The following is a 19,267-nucleotide window of genomic DNA, read 5'->3' as shown; positions in this document are numbered from 1 at the left end:
CTAGCGGTTTTTATTTTTTCGTCGGCGAAATGTCGGCAGAAATGTCGGCAAAAATACTCTATTTTACTAATAAAATTAAAACTCCAAAGATTATTAGAATAGTTATCCCAAACATGTCTGCTTTTTCTCGTTCAGTCCTTTTTAGATGATATTTCTTTCCTTCTGTTGGTACCCACTTTACAACGAGGTTAGAGTGAGAATTTAATTCCTCCTGCATTTTTGAAGACTCGCTTTTCGGAATAAATCTCCCTTTCTCGTCTCTCAATCTCTCTATTGTCATTTTCATTGACGTCCCTCTCCTCTCCCCTGTTTATTGGGCATTGTTCCATCCACAATCCATGGTCCGTAACCTCCCAAAGTGGAGTAGGGGGTGAGGACGTCATGTATTTTTTTAGTTGAGAATTGAATAAAGGACTGAAAGGAGCTGCGAACAATGCTAAACGAATGATCTGATTTCGATCTAAAGTGGTGGAACGGAAAACTTCATCAACATATTCCTTGTAAATGTCATTGTAACGGACAGTAGGTCTATACATTAGACGTCACCGCAAATTTACCTTTAATGATACCTTCTAAGATCTTCTTTCCTTCTGACGTCAGATAGACGTCTTTTCTTTGAAGTAGTTGCATAGCGATTTCTTTTGTCATGTGATAGCCTCCTTTTATTGACGCCTCATTGACGTCTTTAATAAAAGGTATGAGCTATTACTTGTCCTATATGTCCATATTTTTATAAAAAATTTGCATTTTTATCATTTCTCATATATATATTAATTTAAGAACGAACGTTCCGTGCGAAAGAGGTTATTATTATGGCTGAACTAGGGCGGTGTGAAAATTGCTTAAGGGAAGGTAGAGCAAAGAACTTGAAGGTTAGAATGGATAAAAAGTTGTGTCCAGATTGTTATGAAGTGAAACGACGATACCATATTATGTTGTACTATTTTGAAGGATTAAAAAAGGTACTGCAAGTGATGGATATGAAAGAAGGTCAAATTTTAAAAGTCTATGATGAGGATTTCCAAGAAGGTAATCTGAACGAAGAGATGTTGTTTGACTTGAATATAGATTATGACGAGAAAGTTAATAATCGTGAGCCTTACGTATGGAAACAACCGAAGAAGAGATAAGGTGGGTATATACTTCTATACCAAGTTCATTAATCACAAATTCCGAAAAAGAATATTCATCATGGTTTATTACACGATTTTCTAAGTGATTAATTAACATTTGCAAATAATACTCAAGTAAGATCCATTTTTCTTTTAGAATCGGAATGTCTATAATAGTGTATTTCACACCAGACATATGGTAAATTTCAATACTTTGCGTATTCAAATAATATCCCTCCTTTTTGTTCTATATTTAGAATAACCATTTTATTTGTAAGAACAATTAGGGAAAAGTTAAAATTTTGTAAATTTAAATACCAAAAAATTATAAATCTTTCCAATAATTTGAATAAGTGGTACTATAATAGCGTAAATTCTAAAAAACTATGTAAAAAGGAGGGGATTAAATGTCTACAAACCTAACTGTTCAAGAAGAAAACACAAACGAGACTTACACAGTGGAATTACGTTCTTATTTTGATGGTGGCTTACTGCAATTTATAGGATGGGTTATTTTAGGCACACTTGTTACAGTTTTCACTTTAGGGATTTGTTATCCGTGGGCGGTATGCATGATTTATGGTTGGAAAATTGATCATACGGTAGTTGAGGGAAGAAGATTGAAGTTTAACGGTACAGCAATTGGTCTTTTCGGAAATTGGATCAAGTGGTGGTTCTTAACGATTATTACTCTAGGAATTTATAGTTTCTGGTTATTTATCGCTTTAGAGAAATGGAAAGCAAAACATACTACATTCGTTAATTAAGGAATTAAGCCCCCTACAATGTGTAGAGGGCCATTTTTTATTTATACTATCGTATACCACCAATTGCGCTCTTTCAACCAATCTTCAAACTCTTTCCGCATGGAAGGGTTTAATCCACCTGTAGTGATACGTGGATTACGGTTGTTCTCAAATTGAAGTTGTGCCCACCAACGTTTAGTCATTAAAAACTCTGATATTTCCTTAATCTTATCTGCACTGTCTAGCCCACCAGTTTGGATACGGACCGCTGGTTGATTTTGTGCTTGCGATGCCGAAACAGGTACAACGATTTTCTTTTTCAAACCAAATATTTTTACAACTCCATTCACATGCCCCTGAGCAATCTTATATAGGAAGTTCTCATCCTTCAAAAGAGCTGCATCCTGTGGATTGGAAATAAACCCACTTTCCGTTAGAATGGCTGGCATTTTCGTGTGAGCAATGACATAAAAGGCAGCGGTTTTCTTTCCTCGATTAGTGAACTGTGAAGTTATTTTTCTAATTTCATCATGCATGACATTTCGGTTGGCAATGGACTTAGCAGAAGCTACACGTGCTACAAAGTCTTCATACCCATTCGCAGATGGTGTGGCAGCATTGACATGTAAAGATGTGAAATAATCAGCTCCCCAATCGTTAGCCATCTTGACACGATCTTGTAAGCTAACGAATGTGTCACGGTCACGAGTTAGCCGATGTTCGATACCCTCATATTCTTTAATAAGCTCGCGGTTCATTAGTGCAATTTTCATAACAATGTCTTTTTCTTTCAAGCCATTCCCGACCGCTCCTGGATCATGGCCACCGTGTCCAGGATCATCCATCCACTTAATCATCATTCATCACCTTCTTTACATTCATCACAAACTGGTTCCCCGTGATCACCTTCTGCAAATAATTCTTGTTTCCACTCCATTTGCTTACCACAGTAGACGCATTCGGTGAATTGCTTTTCCATCATCCATTCTCCTTCACATCTATTTCTTTTAATCTCGCTTTCTTATCGATAGCTTTTTTAGTAATGTCATTGTCTTTCCATCCAGTCCAAACAGATACGACAGCTGCAAGAACAATTGCGATAAACTCTTCTCCAATGTAAGGTAACGAATAACCCCACTTTGATAAAAGGGCATTTAACCATGCTAGAAGGAAAACAATTATTCGAACCCATACTTCTTTACTAATACCCATACATTAATTCCCCTCTTTCTCTATATTATCGATGCGCTTATGAGCTTGTTTTGAGCTCTCTTCAACCCGAGTAACACGTTCACCGAGCGCTACCATTTGCTTCTCATTCGCTTTTAAGTCAATTCGAATATCATCAACGCCCTTTCGAATGTAACCTAATTCAGCTTTTACCTCAGCGCTCTCTTCACTTTTAGACTTAATCGCTTTTGTTTTGTTCAGCGAATAAGCTAAATAACTAATAAGTAGCGATAATACAGCAATTAATACACCGATTTCAATTGTCATTAAAGTTTCTCACTCCTATCAAAGGCAAAATAAAAAAGCCCATTGCTGGACTTTGATTACGGTTAGATTTAGGAAAATTCCTTGTCAATAATAGACTGCAATTGCTCTACTGCTTCTTCACTAAGTTGGATAGTTTGGCTTACAATTCCTTTTGCTTTTCGATCCTTCGAACCATAGGTGTTAATTTGTATATATTTTTTACCACCCATTTCAAGAACATTGTAGGCAGCATCCACTTCATCATGAACTTTTGAATTCCTGGTGATTTTGTCCATTTTATTAACCAAGGCCATTTTAATTCATCCTCTCTCTAATTACATATTTTATAAAAGTATATAACAAAACCCTGCAACTGTGTTTTAGCAAATTCCACGGCTAACAACTGTGTTTAACCATAATGAATTAAATGGCGGCTGCAGTTTGAATAATACTCAATTATTTTTTGAGACAAAAAAGCCCTACTCAGACTCTTCTTCCAATAGTCTGTTAACTAATTGTTCTCTAACAATATTAGTCAATGCAGTTAGAGATTCATTCCCACTGTATTCTTCTGCAGTTAGTGGGATATAACCATTTAAATGGACGGTCCGTTGTTCGTCAATTCCATTAAAATGAATATCAACAGATGTCATCTTTCCGTCAGAATACCTCATATTTACCGATGTAATTTGTACGTTCATTATTTTTCATCTCCTTTAAATTCAAATGGACAAATTAACACAAAATAAAAAAGCCCTTATTCCTTAGGACTTGCTTTATCTTCATATTTTAAGTTTTCAAACGTCTCACACCAACGATCATAAGCAAACGCATCAGCACCGTTGAATTCTTTTTCTGTATTCTCTAAGATACGCTTAACATGAGTTAACATTTCTCTTTTGGATTCCGTTTCATCGATGATAAATTCTTCGTCCATAAGATCAGCGTACTCTTTATTAAACGTTTCTAAATCATCTAATTCATAACTACCTTCAGTTAGTATAGCTTTACCTTCATCATCCTTCTTAGCATACTTTTCTAGTAATTCAATCCTAAACTCTTCAACTTCCTTAAGTCGTTCATTAAGAATTTTAATAAACCTCGTTCGCATTCTGGAAGCTTTACCACCTAATTTCTCATCTACTAAAAAGTTTGCTAGACTTCTAAGATCATTATTTTTTAGTTTCATTCTGCTTCCTCCCCAGTTTTAACATCTTGTAACAATTGACTTCTACAACTTTGGCAAATGTTTCGATCTTCTCCTTGAAAAAATATCTTACTCATCGAACCATTGGTATCACAAAAGTAACAAAATTGGTCGATGCTTCGGATGGTTACTCCACCGTCATTAGCGAAGATCTCCACTTTATCTCCTCTAATTTGAGCAATGTCTATAAAGTCTTTTGGAATGACTACTGCACCATTCCCGTTGATTTCAATAACCTTTCCTAAAAATTGACTAGTTGGCTTATCTTCCATTTTTACAACTCCTTTATCCTGCAATTTCACGAACCCAACCACTTGCTTTACGGAAATACCACCCGACACCAGCAAAGCCATTACCGTACCATATGTCACCGTTTCGAGTACCTGAAATAGTACCACTAGAGAAACCAAGTTGGTTAACAATGGCCCTCGTACCTTTGACTGTTAGATCACCCTCGATGTCCATTGCACCTGTTCGGTACATTCTAGCGGCAATGGTTCCACCGACTCTATAAATCATCCCGTAATCGTTATTTTGGTCAGCGTTCCAGTATATTTCCGTAGTATCGGATCTTCCTAGTACTTCATATATTGTCGTCGGTCTTGACCCTCTTCTTACCCGTACAAAATCATCAGTGGTTTGTAATACAGCTTGCTTTGTGTAAAGTTCAAATGTGTCATTAGCTGCAAGGAGGTTCATTCTACCGTTAGCCGCAATGTCTAATTTCCCGTTTAAAGCATTTATGAATACGTCATTATCTATGGCTTGAAAGTAACTGTCCTCGTTAAACATTAACCTCTTTGTACCGAGTTGCGCGCTGTTACCTATATAAATATTGTCGCCTACGTAAAGGTCGGTAGTGACATTGATATTGGTATTGGATGATATGCTACCACCAATAATCTCTACACCTTGAATAGTACCTGCTGTAACCGTTCCTAAGTTAGCTGAAATAGCATCTAATGACGTTACACTGATTTGTACCGCTGTTATTGTGTCCGTCTCGATTTGTCCACCGTTAATAGTAGTTTTACCTAACATTTTCCAACGGGACGTATCGGCATTAGCTGTATTCCATTTGGCTGTTGACGTTGAGTTAATTTGATTTTCGGCTACTGTACCACTTAATTTAGACGTGTTAAACGTACCATTTGAGTTAATATTGCTTGCTCTATCCCAAGTGCTTTTATTTCCATCTATAGTATCATTAGCGGTCTTGGGGTTATATCCACTAGAAAACGTGACATTACCGTCAATGTGAATTTTATTAGCTGCAATTCTTGCTGTTTCACTTGTTAGGTTAATGGCACCTATTACCCCATCTTTTTCTACTCTTAAAGCTATTTCATCTGCGTGTTGAGTGATTGTACTTTCCGCTGTTGAGACTCTAGTTGCTAAATTACTTCCATCACTAGATGAATATGCACCTACTTCACTTGCTGTTGTTGGTGTAGCTTTTACCCACGCAGAACCAGTTGACCGATATAAGATATTAGGCGTTACTGAGGTATTTAACCATAATCTTCCGTTTAAGTGCGCTGGTGCTGAATTTTGTTTAAATACTGTGTTTTCTTTACCAGCCATACCACTTTCATAGGTTGTAGTAGTTACTCGCTGAGTAATTGCAGTAGCGTTTTGAGTTATATTACTTTCAGCAGTATTTACACGTCCTGTTAACGTGTTTAAATCCGTTTGACTTGCCTTACTAGTTATTGACTCAGCATTTTGAGTTATACTTGTCTCAGCACTAGTTACGCGTGTAGTAAGGTTAGTTAAGTCGTTTTGATTTGCCTTACCATTTAGTAAGGTATTAGCCTCACCCTTAGTATAAACATCCACTCTATTAGCCTTAGAGGTAATATCTGTAGCATTTTGTGTTATAGAGGTTTCAGCACTAGATAACCGCCCTGTTAAACTGTTAATCTCACTGTCAATGTCCTCAGGTGCTGGTGTCCAGTCTGTTGCTTTGTTACCTTTTTCAAGTTTGAAACCTATTTCTTTTAATGTTAGGTAATCGTCCCCTAAATCAGACGTTTCCGCATTCCTCATATTTACTCTTATATTTACCTCTTCAGTAACCTCTACCCTAAAAGGATTGGTAAAGTTATAAGTTCCCGCACCGTCTAACACATTTATGTTTGTTGAAGGGGACAACCTAACTCCCAAATCAGTTTGGTGTGAAATAATATATATCCCTTGTTTTAACGTTAAAACATCAAAATTTCTGTACGCGTTGTTTGAAGAAAGTCCATTTCCAAGGTTAAAACCTCTTAAAATTTCCCCGTAAGCAAAATTCCTACCACCAATAGTTAAATCATCAAACTCAGTTTTAGTTACCCTTTGAGAGATTTCATTAGCATTTTGTGTGATATTACTTTCAGCAGTACTAACACGTCCTGTTAACGTGTTTAAAGCTGTCTGACTAGCTTTAGAACTAATTTCAGTGGAATGTTGTGTTAACGTTGTTTCAGCAGTACTAACCCTACCTGTTAAGTTATTGACTTCTGTTTTAGTTGCCCTACTTTCAATAGCGTTAGCATTTTGTGTAATACTAGTTTCTGCAGTTGAAAGGCGTGTGGCATGATTACTTATTGAGTTATCTAGTTCACTCATCTTAGTATCATAGGTTGTTTTAGCAACACGTTGACTAATTTCATTAGCGTTAATAACTATTTCTGCTTCTGCATCTGTGACTCTACCTTCCACCGTGTCTAAATCCGACTGTGTAGCTTTTAGGGTAATGTCATTAGAGTTTTGAGTAATGGTAGTCTCAGCATTTGTCATTCTAGTCCCAAGAGCATCTACATCAGTTTGTGAAGCTTTAGTCGCTATCTCATTTGCATTCTGCGTAATATTTGTTTCAGCTGTGCTTACTCGACCTGTGAGAGAGTCGTGATCAACTTGTGATACTTTAGATGCTATTTCGTTTGCATGGACTGATAAGGTACTCTCAGTTGTGGATACTCGACCTTCTATTTCGTTTACTTCTGTCTGCGATGCTTTCAGCGCTATTTCATTTGCATTGGCAGTAATAGAAGTTTCTGCAGTAGAGAGTCTTCCTTTGATCGTATCCAAGTCCGTTTGCGATGCTTTTAGGGCAATCTCTGACTCGTTGGAACTTATAGATGTCTCCGCATTGTTTAATCGGGTTACAACACCATCCATGTCAGTATTGTAAGTAGTGGTGCTAACCTTGCTATCTAAAGCGTTGTTTACTTCTATCTTTGTGTAGACATCACCTTTGTTAGCTTTGTCCACTAATTGGCCGTCCACATATTCAAGACCAGCTTTTTCCGCAATATCCGCATTAATATTAGTAATTGTCGTATTAAACGTAGTTTCTGCTACCTTGCTGTCAATACTTCCTTCTAATTCAGCAACCTTTGCATCGTAAATATCTTGTGCTACTTTTAAGGCAATTTCAGCATCCACATAGAGCTTGTCTGCTTTTGCCGATATATCCGCTTCAAGTGCTGTCCTAGCTTCATTCACCTTATTCTGTGCGTCCTGTTCTGCAGCTTGAATAGCAGCTAACCTTGCTTTTTCTGCTTCTGTTAGAGCATAACCTTTTGCATTATCCTCAGCTTCTCTAGCCTTATCATCAGCATGGCTTTTAGCTTCTTGTTTTACTTCTTCATCCTTTTGCTCAGCGTGATCTTTTGCATTAGTTTCCGCTTGATCTGAGCGTTGATCCGTATAAATCGTGCCGTCCTGATACACTCCTACATCCTTATCGTCAATTTGTACTTTTGTATAGGTCGTATCTAATAATTTTTGTTCCGATACTTTTTGGGCCACAATCTTCTGCAAGGCTCTAAAATTAGCTTTTAAATCTTCTTCATCATACTCAATGAAATCTCCTAAAATGTATTTCTTTTGAGATGGATCTGAAATAGAACGTTCCACAGATATTACGCGTGCTTCCATATATAGTGCTGGTGCATATGATGTATCTTTAATGCGTGTGGTATCTCCTAGCCGCACCTTTTCATGTTCATAGCCGAAAATATGTTCAATACTTGCCTGATCTGCTTCATACTGTACAACGGAATTGATACGCTTATTAAGTTCAGTTTCCCCAAGTGAACGAAGTCTTTCTTCAGTCATATCCTGATCTTCACTTTGTGGCTCGTAAATATCCCACATATGCTGACCGGTTCGGCTCCAACGTTGCCTTGCCTCTTCATCTTCCACAGTTAATACTAATTGCGTACCATCTTCACGTTCAGGACCTAAACATAGTAAAGCAGATACAATGTTTTCTGCTTGCTCTCTACGCTTTAAGCCGATTAGATCTTTGCCGACCTCAACCTCTTTACCTCTCCACTCACCTTGGCGTTTGATCAAATCAACATATCGACCTACAACACTACCGCCTTGTACTTCAATTCGGAAGCGCAATTCTAACTCAAACATACTCGCAATCTGTTTCAGTGCCTTAAAAGGATCGGTGTAATTCTCAAATGTAATCGAACGAATACCAGCATATTCGGTTATTCCTCTTTTCCACTCAGTGCCGCTTAAAATAAAGTCTGTAGAAGTATTTACCGTAGCCCCTTCTAACGTAGTTGGTTCAATTACTTTTTGCTTCCGTAAATCTAGATAGGAAGCGGTTGTATAAACCTCTTTTGTTTCCTTGTCTTTTATTGTTTCATCGACAATAAACTCACGAAAAAAACCGTCTTCATCGGGAATGATGACACGGTTTCTCGAAGTAAGATGTTGACTATTATCGTATAACGTTTGGAAGTCAAAGTGTTCCTCATTTTTAAGGTTACTAGTGTGATTGTCATTCCAAAATGGTTGAGAGTTTTGTTTGTTCTCAAGTGTTTGAACAATCTTATCAGTTAGATGATCGAGAATGTGAATAATAGTCAAATTAACACCTCCTTACTTAAACCTTTCACGCCACTTTATTTTCGTATCATACGCCCCTTCTGGAAACGTAAATAAATGATTAACTCCTTTATTCAACGCAAAAAAAGACGCCCCGAAATCTTTTAGATCGAGCCTACTTTCACCATTAATCAATATATTGTTGGTTTGATGATCAAGTGTTATAACATCACCCTCATGAGCAATATAAGGGATTTCAGATTCTTCATTAATACGATATACTTTCAAGTCTTCGAAAATACTGTTTACTGGATCATAACTCCCCCAACTTGCTGTGTATTTGGCAATATACAATTGAATTTGCGTTAATTCTTGATTAAATTCACTGGTATTCAATGTCCTTCTATGAGTTGTATGATGTATTCCTGTCGCAAGATCCACTTCAGCAAAATAAACGCTCCAAGTATTGCCTACTCGCTCAATACGATAGATACCAATGTAGTTGGTCCAGTTATCGACATAGACTGCTTCTGTGTCTGTGATACGAATACCATTTGTGAGTGTTCCGACTCGTGCAGCCGCTTTCGTTCGATTACCAGAAGGTTTACTGTCATATAAGCCAATACGGAAAATCTGAGCATTGTTAGCATCTAAACCGACCATTTCTATTCTTCCGACTTGACCACTACCATTCGGAAAGCGGACAAATGCTTCTGCACGGAAGTCTTGTAACGGGCTTGGCACACTCTTTTTCAATGCTGGCCCGTGATAGACATCCGTTCCTGATCCATAGTCTTGAACCACAAACCCTGTACCATTTGAAATCATCGTACCTGAAATAGCACGTTCGATGTCGGTTGCTGTTCCTGTGGTCCAACCTGTCGTAGTCGTTAAGGTATCGTGCATGACTAACTCTTCTCGATCCAATGGCTGTATTCCAGCGTCTAATTGACGACCTATCATCATATATTCATCTTCTTTAGCCACCTGTAGGAATGTTACATCTTCTTTAGCAGTGGCTTCTATGATTGGATAGGCTTCCGCTGTCCCTTCATTTAGTAAGGTGATGGCGTCGTTTTGAAAGTTAGATTGATGCATAGGTCCATATAAATAAGGATCGACCATAGTAAGTTCAAGCTCAAAGACTCCATCTTCTGGAGTAATATTTCCTATGTCGTAATCACCTTCTTGGATTACATATATCTCACGGTCTGGAGTTAAATCTCGAACAATTGCAAAAGGTTCCTCACTAAAAATTAAGTCATAGATTAGATGCTTTTTCCCATCAAACTTCTTTAAATTATCTTCTTCTATTTGCATAATAATAGAAACACGTCGTTCATCTTCATGGGTATCCACTAATAATGAACCTGGGTTTCCTGATACTTTTAATTTTGTACGACTGATATTAGGTGAGTAGATATGAAAAGACTCAATCCACACTCCAATTTCATGCATATCAGCTATTATTTTATTATGTTTTTTAATAATAAAGTTTTGTTCACTTTTCATCTACTCACCCCTAAACTTTTGCCCTCTGTTATCATCACGGTCAATAAATTCTTTCACCTGCTTCCATGTAATACTTCCTACCTTACGGCCGTCCATTATTACATCAGAAGCTTCAACTGTTACTAACACATTATTATTACCATCTTGCTTGTTTGCTAGATTTTCAGAAAGTCTATTTTGTGCTTCTGCTATTAATTTTGCTATTCTCATAGCATGGCTACCTTCAAAAGGAACGATTGCCTCTGCTACATCACCAAAACCCGCATTCCCTGCGACTACTGGTCGTGTAAATACACCACCTGTTTTAAACCAAGATATATCGAATTTTGGATAAGGGATACCCCAACTGTTCTTTTCCATTGAAACATTGATCTTAGGTAATTTTGGTTTTGGAATATTTATCTTCATGTTTGAAAATGCACTTTTGATTTCCTCAATAATACCCAACACTGTACTTTTCGCAGTTTCAATCGGGTTCATAATAGCATTTTTAACATTGTTAAATATATTTGTAGCCGTTGTCCATATTTGATTTGCGGTATTAGTAAACTTTGTTCGCATTTCATTAAACTTTTGAATAGTGTTGTTTATTGCACTTGAGAATATTTCTTTTATCTTATTCCATATCTGATTAACCTTATTTCTAAAATTCTCGTTCGTTTTGTATAAATGGACAAAATAAGCGATGAGTCCAACTATGGCAGCAACAACAAGTCCAATTGGACCAAGTAAAGCTAACTTTGCAACACGTACTACCTTAAGTAGAGCGCCTAACTTAGTCAATAACGGCAAAATAACCCCTATACTTTGTATGATTGTTCCTAATACAACTAGCAATGGACCAATTGCCGCCGCTAAAGCTGCTACCACGACAATAGACGTTTTCATTGTGGGGGACAGGTTGCTAAATCGACCAATGAGGTTAGAAACGATATCTGCCGCTTTACCGATTATTGGTGCTATTACATCTCCAAATTCAGCTGCTGCATTTTGGGCCTTAACTAAGGATTGCTTAAGTTTTTGGCCAGTTGTATCATTCATTTTCTCGAAGGCCGCGTCTGTAGCTCCAGCTACATCACCCATCGATGCGAGGATTTCATTAAACTCATTACCTTCTTCGGTTAATAAGACCATTGCAGCTCTTCCAGCTTCTGATGATCCAAACATATCAGATAATTGTAATCCTGCTCCATCGGCTTCTTGTTGCAATATCCCTAGTACATCTGCTGTATTCATTCCCTCAGCTTGTAATTCAGCGAAGGATTTCCCTGTTTTTTCGCGTAATATTTTGTCTGTCTTTGAGCCTGATTTACCCAATTCACCAAACATAGCATTCATGTAAGTTCCAGCTTCTGCAGTAGCTATACCGTTTTTAGTTAAAACTGCGTAACCTGTACTTAATTGATCTAAACCAACATTTTGTGATTTAGCCGTTGGAATAACCTTACCCATGGATGAGGCCAACTCATCAACAGTTGTTTTACCCTGATTTTGAGTATTAATAAGCATATCCATGACATTATCAGTCTCTTCAATACTCAAGCCATAAGAGTTTAAGGCTGTTGTAGTTAAGTCGGTAGCTGTGGTCATAGAAGTGAAACCACCCTTAGCCAACTTCGCCATTTTCCCTGAAAATTCTACTGCCTCACCTTGATCTATTCCAGCGGATATGGATTGATAAACGGCTTCGCTGTACTCTCCAAATGCAACGCCCATATCTGAAGAAGCATCCCGAACATTCTTTCTGTATTCCTCCATATCTGTAGATGACTCATCAAGTAAGGTCGATACCTTCGCAAATGCAGTTTCTTGATCGATCGCAAACTTAGCCGCGGCCCCACCTGCTGCAACTATAGGGAGTGTGACACCTTTGGTAAGCGTACCACCCATATCTTTCATTTTACCGCCAGTTTCATCAAGAGTTTTGGACAACTGTTTAACCTTGTCCTCTTGATCTGCCAACTCTTTAGTTGCTTCCGCTAACTCATTTGCAAATTGTTGTTCTCGAACCTTCGCATCTAAAAGTCTTGAATTTAACCTTTCCACTTCTGTGGAGTTTTCACCGTACATTGCCTTTGCTTTAGCGAGTTGTTCCTCTGTTGCCTTGACTTTATTAGAAGCTAATTCATGTTCTTTCGATAGATAATTAACCTTATTTTTTAGGAGATCCGATTCGGTACCGTTTTGTTTTAATTGGGATTCTTTTAATTTAAACTCTTTACGTAGATTGGAGCTTTCACGTCCGATTTCTCTCATGCCGTCGTTAAACTCTTTATTAAAGACACTAAACTTTACTTTTACTTCAGGATTTTTAGCCATTCACCCACCCCCTTTACATCGGGCTGTTCTGCCAACTGTCAAAAGCTTGTTTATTTTCGAAAATGCGTAGTACATCAACAGCTGGATAATCCCAGAATGTTTCTGGATCAATGCCGTACACTAGAACATAGAGGGTGTATAAGTCCTCCACACATTGAATATTGAGTTTAGGCGGTCTTACTTTCTTTTCGCCTTTTTGCGCTTTTTTTTAGTACTTTGCTCCAATCCTTTTTTAAACTCATTAGGATTTTGTGAAATGTAAGGCTCAACTAAAGCAATATAATCATTTAAAGTTTCTTCAAAGTCACCGTGATATTGATCAAGAAAATCATCATAAGAAAGGTCTAACTTTTTATTCGCTCCAATAATCCCTAAATAAATCACTGGTAAATATCTACTAAAGTCAATTGCTTCCGCTTGTTCAGTTGTGAGGTTTTCAGTGTCAATGTCGTCTTCGGGACCTAATAAACCTTGTATCAGTATCAATTCAGTGATCAATGATGTCTTTGTAATGCCCATATTGCGCCCAGTAGCTAGTGCTCGATTAGTTAAGAAAGCTGGATATTTCTTCACATTAATAAATCGTTTTTCGAACGTTCCATCCTCCAATTGAATAACATCAATTTCTTTTAGTTCAATCGTACTAACCTTAATTCCCATACCATCCACTCTCCTACTTTTTTTAGATCAAACAAAAAAGAGCGGCTCATTAGCCACTCTTTAAGGTGTTGGTGTTCCCTCTACTAATTCATAGCTGAATGTCTGGTGCCACTGATCGGCAACTGTTTCATCCACTTCACTAACAAACGCTTCATAGTAAAGGTTCTTTTTAGAATCTGGATAAGCGGTAATTTCCACTTCTAGTTCTGCAACTTCATCGGCTCCATTTTCAATCGTAAATCGAAACCCTGTAGCACTTGAACATTTAGGAAAGGCGATCAACTTCACTACATCTTCGAATTCATCGATGACATCCGCTGTAAAAACAAACTCTTTACCTCTACTATTTTGTGAGTATTTGTATACACCTGGCTTTAAATCTTCTGAATTAATTCCAAATAAGTCACGAACAACAGCAACTGGAATATGAGCGGAAACCGTTATATCAACTTTCTCAGGCTTAGTAAGTTTACGAACTTCAACACCTTCACAACGTTTAATAATTTCTTTTAACGTCGTTTCTCCTCCTAAACTCCCTACACAACCAAACTTTGTACCTTCTTGCTGTTGACCGTTCTTAAAAAATTGAACTGAACTATTTTTAATGGCCATTGAGTCAAAATTTTCAACGATTGTTGGCATTATGAAATATCCTCCCTTATTTGTTTTTCAATTTCTATATTTAAATCATCCAGTATCTTAGGTGAACCATCATCCAACCCATCTTCAAAAAAGTTTTGCGCAACATGGTTATAAGGTCCTCTTCCATCATTCGGGAAAACGAGATAACCAAAACTTCCAGGTCTCTTTGCTGCTCCACCTTTTGCTTTAACTGTAAACCCTAAATTATCCTTATCACCTTTAGACCAGTTGCTTGTTTTTGCATGCTTTTTATTTCTTCTGGATACTGGCATACGCTTTGTTATTTCATCCACTGCTATTTTGATACCAGCTTTATGAAGGACACCGTTAATGATCTGTTCAGTATTACCAGGGACCCTTAAAATCTTTTCCTCTAATTTCTCTAATTCCGAAAAATCAAATTCATACCTTGCACTCATAAGGCACCTTCCTGTTAAAAACAATAGTAACCTGATCAACATAATCGTCTTGATCTTTCTTTTGGAGTCGCCTTTTCTGAGTTCCTACGAAGTTTAATCCTTTAACGTTAGAAATTGTAGAAATCACATCAATAGTCTGTTCGTCTACCAGGTCATTATCTTCACAAACGTAAACAACATAACACTCTTGAATTAATGTTCGTTTTGTCTCGGTTGGCTCAAAGTCACCGTACACAATTAGAAAATAGTTAAACTCGGATGGCACTTCATCATCTGCGATATCATCTTGAAAAGTGGGAAGTTCGAAATGATTTTGTAAGCTATTGTATATCTCTTCGTTTTGTTCTTTTAACATCTTTTTTGTCTTATCATTCATTAACCGCTCCCACCTCCTGTAAATAAAAATAAAGATAACTTTTGTCGCTATCCACTTTCAACACATCAAATTCAACATTATTTAATACACATTTCAATTTATTTCTATCCGTTTTACGAAAAGAAGGTGGAAATCTAGTTTTTACTTTCATATCCAAACTTCCACCCATAGCTCCAGCCATTTCATAATCACTATCTCTACAGGACAACAAACGATAAGCCAATTTACCTTCAGATGAAAAAGTATCACCAATTCGCTTCCCTGTGGATGAACGTTGGGTTTGTTTATGACCATAATCTAAAAAGCCATCATTAAACGTCTCCCGATATGCTTTCATCGATTACACCCACTTTCCCTAAGGCCACATGTAATATTAATCGTTTTAGTTCATGGGCAAAGTTCCTTTCGAATTCATCTCCCACATTATTGTAAACATAACGACAACGCTCGAGAAGTAACTCCTTAGGGACACCCTCTACCTCATAATTAAAAGACGCACTCGTCAAACCCGACAAGTACGCCTTCGCTCTTTGAATGATCCCAATTAAATGGTTATCTTCTTCACTCCAAGTGATTTGTAATCGATCTTTTAATTCTACTAGTAACTGCTGATCATTCATATGATCGCCTACTTCTTAGCTGGAGGCTTCTTAGCTGTCTTTGGAGTCTCTTCTTTTTCTTTGTCTATTTCAGGTCCAAGAAAAGCCTTTTTATATTTACTTTTAGTTGATTGTAGAAACTTTACTCTTTTAGGATCCGCTTCAAATCCTTCTTTTGGATAAGTTTCGCCTTTAGTATAAGTGATATGTTTATGCTCTTTTTCAATAAATGTATTTATTACTTCATAGGCCATTTATTTATTCCTCCTTATGGTGTTGGTGTCCCTAAATCGCTAATATCGAATACTTCGAAAGAGTCTGGATCTAAAGGGCGACCATTCGCTAATTGACGGATTAGGTAGAGACGTTGGTCTTCAACCATTCGTAAAATATCTGTATGCTCTAACGTTTGATTAGTAGCAACACCCATAAAGTAATCTTTTGGCTTACCAGCAATCATAGTGTCTAGTGGAACTGCTGGAGATTGAACCATAGTTAGACCTGGGACTGCAAAATTATCATATGTCCATGTACCATCATCTTTCTGTTTTGCACCGATTGGGAAGAACTTCATTGCATAATCTAGTGGATTTACAATTAAAGTTACTCCAGTGTAACGGCGTGTTCCTCCTTTAGTAGTAGGAGCAAGTATTTTTTCTCCAATCGTCTGAGGAGTGAAATCAGTTAGAGGTACTTTTGCTTTAAATGGATAAACTCCACCTTCGACAGCTCCTTCAAGGTCTCTAGTCATTCCAATAGGTTGCTTGTTACCAGTACCATTTACAATTGCATTCTCCATTTCATCTGCAACTACTTCTTTCATGAATGTCCGAACGTAACGATCTAACCATTCAGGTCCTAATTCAAACATTGCTTTAGAAACAACTAAGAACCCACTTAATTTGAACATCCCTTGTTCAATCGTACGGAATCCTTCATCAACCATTTCTTGAATAGCTGCTGTTACATCTCCCCAGAATGCAGCTGCCTCACCTGGTTTTCTAAGAACCCATGCAGTTGTAGCTCCAGTACGTTGAAAGTTAACAAGTGAAAGTAAAGGATGCTCTTTTTCAAGGTCCTCAAATACACGTTCAAACACAGTTGGAGGCATTAGTTTGTGAACTTCATCGAAAGATTGCGCTTCAATTGCCGAGTTATAAAACTTCTTTTCCTCTGATGTAAGAATACGAACTCCACGAGAAGCTAAAACTTGTGTATCCCAATTTTCCTCTTGAGCCTGACGTGCTTCTTTAATTGTGTCATTCATTATGGTTTGAAATTGGACAAAGTTATTTTCAAAGTTGGTAACAATTCTTTCCGCAACTTCTTTTGCATCTCCATTTTCAAAAGCTTCTTGCATTGCTTTTACTTGTTCTTCTTTATTTTCAATAACACCTGGGCGATCTAGATTATTAATTCCACCAAAAAACTGTAAGTTTAATTTAAATTTATTCATCTTTATCCTCCTAATGGCAAAATAAAAACGCCTATTCTGGGCGCTTGAATTTGCTTAATATGGTTTGGTTGGTGCTTGCTGCAATCTTTGGTTGTTGTTGCTGTCGAAACCTTTGTAATACGTTATTTTTAAATTCCTCAGCATCGATCTCATCTTCCTTGACATCTTCGTTAACCTTATCAGCTAAACCGACTTCCACGGCTTCACTTGAAGTAAACCAAGTTTCGTTTACGAGCATAGTCTCAATCTCTGAACGGTCACCCTTGTAACGAGTCATATAAACATCAATTATTGAATTATCGAGTCCTTCAAGAGCATTTAACGTCTTTCTAAGGTCCGTCTTAGTTCCCCACGCAAATGTTGATCCTTCGTGTATCATGATCATTGACCCTACACCCATAATAATTTCGTCAGCTGCCATCGCGATGATAGATGCTGCAGATGCGGCAATACCGTCTACATGGACAATTATTTTAGCAGGATGATCTTTTAATTGGTTGCGAATAGCAATCCCGTCAAAAGCATCTCCACCATAGCTGTTAATGTGAACATCAATTGTACTTGAAGTGATATTTTTCAATTCTCTTTCCACATCTGAAGCGGTTATATATTCACCCCACCAAGACTCACCAATATCTCCATAAATGGTTAATTTAGTTGCATCTCCATTAGATGTTTCGGCTTTAAATACTCTCTCGATTGGCGGTAAACTATTAAATTTCTCATTTTTGAATCGCTTTATCATTAGCTTTCACCTCCTTTCAGTGAGTCAGCTTCTTGATAATTCTTTGTTACATAACGTTTGTTTGCCCATTCTTCGTCAATTGGTTCTTGACCTAACTTTTTAAGAATGTCGTTAATGGATAATCCACCAATGGCAAATAACTTATCTGCAGCATTTGCAAATTGAGTAATATCAACCATCTTTAACTCATTTGTTTCCACTTTCAAATAAGTGCGTTTCAGATATTCCTCTTTGGTGTACATCTTGCGATTGAATTCATCAGCTATAAGCTTTGCAATAGGTTTAATACAAAACATAATAAAACTATCTATCTGTTTATCTATGTCGGCAACATCCCCTTTTATTAATCCCCGAGGAATATGAAAAGCCATAGATACATAATTGATCATGTCGTTCACTAAGTCGCTAACATCTCTGCTTGTGCTGTTTTGAGCCTTTCCAGTACTCCCGTCACTAAGATCTTCAAATGAATATCCATCTTGAATTTGAAAAGCTGAACCCTCTTTATCGGGATCAAACCAATTTTTAAGTTGTGACTCAAACATTTCGTCAATTGCTTCTTGTGTCGCTTGATCTTGAGCTCTTAAAAAATCACCTTTAACTAAAATACGTTTGTTATTTTTCCTCTTGTAATAATTAATTGCAGAAGCTAACAATTTTCCGTAGTCCAACCATAAGCCATCAATAACAGACATTATATTTCTATCATTTAACTTAAAATATAAAACTTCTGACTCTTTAAAAGTCTTATTAAACTTTAAGTCTCTAACCGTCACTTCATCATAAAAGTTTTCTCTTAAAGTAAATTCTTTCTTGTTAAAGGTATCCGCAACATAAAGCTGTTTATCCTGCATAATAACCAAGCACTCATTATTCTTGATTAAATGATTAACTAAACTATGCATAAATTCAGATGCATTTTGGTTTTGGTTGGGTTGAACATTTAACAAATAATAATTTTGTCCTCGTGTTTCTTTACCCTTTTCAAACGTCTGAAACTCACACCTGGTTAAGGTGTTGGCTATGAAATCAATACATGTTTCAACCGCCAGGTGTTTATAAAATACGTTTGCTTTCAATTTAAAAAAATCATCGCTAAGTTTTACTAATGTTGTATCTTTAAAAAGAAAACCATACCACCAATCTTTAAAACCCACATTCT

Annotated in this window: 25 protein-coding genes; 2 read left to right on the top strand and 23 right to left on the bottom strand. The window is 37.1% G+C overall.

Annotated elements, in window-relative coordinates; genetic code table 11:
• Positions 1-58: 58 nt before the first annotated feature.
• Positions 59-286, bottom strand: a complete 228-nt coding sequence (locus tag BK574_RS24690) for a hypothetical protein (protein ID WP_078430496.1) — start codon at positions 284-286, stop codon at positions 59-61.
• A 592-nt stretch (positions 287-878) separates the two neighbouring features.
• Here BK574_RS24690 and BK574_RS24685 point away from each other — a divergent pair.
• Positions 879-1,130, top strand: a complete 252-nt coding sequence (locus tag BK574_RS24685; protein WP_142248035.1) for a hypothetical protein — start codon at positions 879-881, stop codon at positions 1,128-1,130.
• Here BK574_RS24685 and BK574_RS27175 read toward each other — a convergent pair.
• Entirely contained in the window at positions 1,084-1,338 is a 255-nt protein-coding gene (locus BK574_RS27175) for a DUF2535 family protein (RefSeq protein WP_142248034.1), read from the bottom strand. The genes BK574_RS24685 and BK574_RS27175 overlap by 47 nt on opposite strands.
• A 181-nt stretch (positions 1,339-1,519) precedes the next feature.
• Between BK574_RS27175 and BK574_RS24680 the strand changes: the two genes are divergently transcribed.
• On the top strand, positions 1,520-1,879 hold the full coding sequence (locus tag BK574_RS24680; RefSeq protein ID WP_238458084.1) for a YjgN family protein: 360 nt from the start codon (positions 1,520-1,522) through the stop codon (positions 1,877-1,879).
• Positions 1,880-1,920: 41 nt separating this feature from the next.
• Here BK574_RS24680 and BK574_RS24675 read toward each other — a convergent pair whose 3' ends face one another.
• The 21 genes from BK574_RS24675 to BK574_RS24580 all read right to left on the bottom strand — a co-directional run bounded on the left by BK574_RS24675 (position 1,921) and on the right by BK574_RS24580 (position 19,262).
• Complete coding sequence (locus BK574_RS24675; protein WP_218970624.1) at positions 1,921-2,715, bottom strand: N-acetylmuramoyl-L-alanine amidase family protein; 795 nt, start codon at positions 2,713-2,715, stop codon at positions 1,921-1,923.
• A complete protein-coding gene (locus BK574_RS28985; protein WP_274379446.1) occupies positions 2,715-2,837 on the bottom strand; it encodes a hypothetical protein in 123 nt (40 codons plus the stop codon). The genes BK574_RS24675 and BK574_RS28985 overlap by 1 nt, the downstream gene beginning before the upstream one ends.
• The gene (locus BK574_RS24670; protein WP_078430493.1) at positions 2,837-3,070 is read right to left on the bottom strand and encodes a phage holin; all 234 of its coding nucleotides are present in this window, start codon (positions 3,068-3,070) and stop codon (positions 2,837-2,839) included. The genes BK574_RS28985 and BK574_RS24670 overlap by 1 nt, the downstream gene beginning before the upstream one ends.
• Positions 3,071-3,073: 3 nt before the next feature.
• On the bottom strand, positions 3,074-3,355 hold the full coding sequence (locus BK574_RS24665; RefSeq protein WP_078430492.1) for a hypothetical protein: 282 nt from the start codon (positions 3,353-3,355) through the stop codon (positions 3,074-3,076).
• A gap of 68 nt (positions 3,356-3,423) precedes the next feature.
• Entirely contained in the window at positions 3,424-3,630 is a 207-nt protein-coding gene (locus BK574_RS24660) for a methionyl-tRNA formyltransferase (protein ID WP_142248103.1), read from the bottom strand.
• A gap of 183 nt (positions 3,631-3,813) precedes the next feature.
• Entirely contained in the window at positions 3,814-4,035 is a 222-nt protein-coding gene (locus tag BK574_RS24655; RefSeq protein WP_078430490.1) for a hypothetical protein, read from the bottom strand.
• Positions 4,036-4,091: 56 nt separating this feature from the next.
• Positions 4,092-4,523 carry a DUF1617 family protein gene (locus BK574_RS24650; protein WP_078430489.1) on the bottom strand — a complete coding sequence of 144 codons (432 nt, stop codon included), beginning with the start codon at positions 4,521-4,523 and terminating at the stop codon, positions 4,092-4,094.
• Positions 4,520-4,813, bottom strand: coding sequence for an AbrB/MazE/SpoVT family DNA-binding domain-containing protein (locus BK574_RS24645; RefSeq protein ID WP_078430488.1), 294 nt, complete (start codon positions 4,811-4,813; stop codon positions 4,520-4,522). Before BK574_RS24645 ends, BK574_RS24650 begins: the two co-directional genes overlap by 4 nt.
• Positions 4,814-4,826: 13 nt before the next feature.
• Positions 4,827-9,419 (bottom strand): phage tail spike protein, encoded by a 4,593-nt coding sequence (locus BK574_RS24640; protein WP_078430487.1) that lies wholly within the window; start codon positions 9,417-9,419, stop codon positions 4,827-4,829.
• Positions 9,420-9,431: 12 nt separating this feature from the next.
• Positions 9,432-10,889: a phage distal tail protein gene (locus BK574_RS24635; RefSeq protein WP_078430486.1), complete on the bottom strand. Its 1,458-nt coding sequence runs from the start codon at positions 10,887-10,889 to the stop codon at positions 9,432-9,434.
• Positions 10,890-13,208, bottom strand: a complete 2,319-nt coding sequence (locus BK574_RS24630; RefSeq protein WP_078430485.1) for a phage tail tape measure protein — start codon at positions 13,206-13,208, stop codon at positions 10,890-10,892.
• Positions 13,209-13,385: 177 nt separating this feature from the next.
• Entirely contained in the window at positions 13,386-13,868 is a 483-nt protein-coding gene (locus tag BK574_RS24625) for a hypothetical protein (RefSeq protein WP_078430484.1), read from the bottom strand.
• A 60-nt stretch (positions 13,869-13,928) separates the two neighbouring features.
• Positions 13,929-14,510, bottom strand: coding sequence for a phage tail protein (locus BK574_RS24620; RefSeq protein ID WP_078430483.1), 582 nt, complete (start codon positions 14,508-14,510; stop codon positions 13,929-13,931).
• Positions 14,510-14,929 (bottom strand): hypothetical protein, encoded by a 420-nt coding sequence (locus BK574_RS24615; RefSeq protein ID WP_078430482.1) that lies wholly within the window; start codon positions 14,927-14,929, stop codon positions 14,510-14,512. Before BK574_RS24615 ends, BK574_RS24620 begins: the two co-directional genes overlap by 1 nt.
• Entirely contained in the window at positions 14,913-15,305 is a 393-nt protein-coding gene (locus BK574_RS24610) for a hypothetical protein (protein WP_078430481.1), read from the bottom strand. Before BK574_RS24610 ends, BK574_RS24615 begins: the two co-directional genes overlap by 17 nt.
• On the bottom strand, positions 15,298-15,642 hold the full coding sequence (locus tag BK574_RS24605; protein WP_078430480.1) for a head-tail adaptor protein: 345 nt from the start codon (positions 15,640-15,642) through the stop codon (positions 15,298-15,300). The genes BK574_RS24610 and BK574_RS24605 overlap by 8 nt, the downstream gene beginning before the upstream one ends.
• The gene (locus BK574_RS24600; RefSeq protein ID WP_078430479.1) at positions 15,617-15,925 is read right to left on the bottom strand and encodes a phage head-tail connector protein; all 309 of its coding nucleotides are present in this window, start codon (positions 15,923-15,925) and stop codon (positions 15,617-15,619) included. Before BK574_RS24600 ends, BK574_RS24605 begins: the two co-directional genes overlap by 26 nt.
• 8 nt (positions 15,926-15,933) lie before the next feature.
• Complete coding sequence (locus BK574_RS24595; protein WP_078430478.1) at positions 15,934-16,158, bottom strand: hypothetical protein; 225 nt, start codon at positions 16,156-16,158, stop codon at positions 15,934-15,936.
• Between the two features lie 14 nt (positions 16,159-16,172).
• Positions 16,173-17,360, bottom strand: coding sequence for a phage major capsid protein (locus BK574_RS24590; protein WP_078430477.1), 1,188 nt, complete (start codon positions 17,358-17,360; stop codon positions 16,173-16,175).
• Positions 17,361-17,391: 31 nt separating this feature from the next.
• Complete coding sequence (locus BK574_RS24585) at positions 17,392-18,105, bottom strand: head maturation protease, ClpP-related (RefSeq protein WP_078430476.1); 714 nt, start codon at positions 18,103-18,105, stop codon at positions 17,392-17,394.
• On the bottom strand, positions 18,105-19,262 hold the full coding sequence (locus BK574_RS24580) for a phage portal protein (RefSeq protein WP_078430475.1): 1,158 nt from the start codon (positions 19,260-19,262) through the stop codon (positions 18,105-18,107). The genes BK574_RS24585 and BK574_RS24580 overlap by 1 nt, the downstream gene beginning before the upstream one ends.
• Positions 19,263-19,267 lie beyond the last annotated feature (5 nt).

Source organism: Alkalihalobacterium alkalinitrilicum (genome assembly GCF_002019605.1).
Classification (GTDB): Bacteria; Bacillota; Bacilli; order Bacillales; family Bacillaceae_F; genus Alkalihalobacterium; species Alkalihalobacterium alkalinitrilicum.
This window is presented reverse-complemented; position numbering and strand designations above follow the sequence as displayed.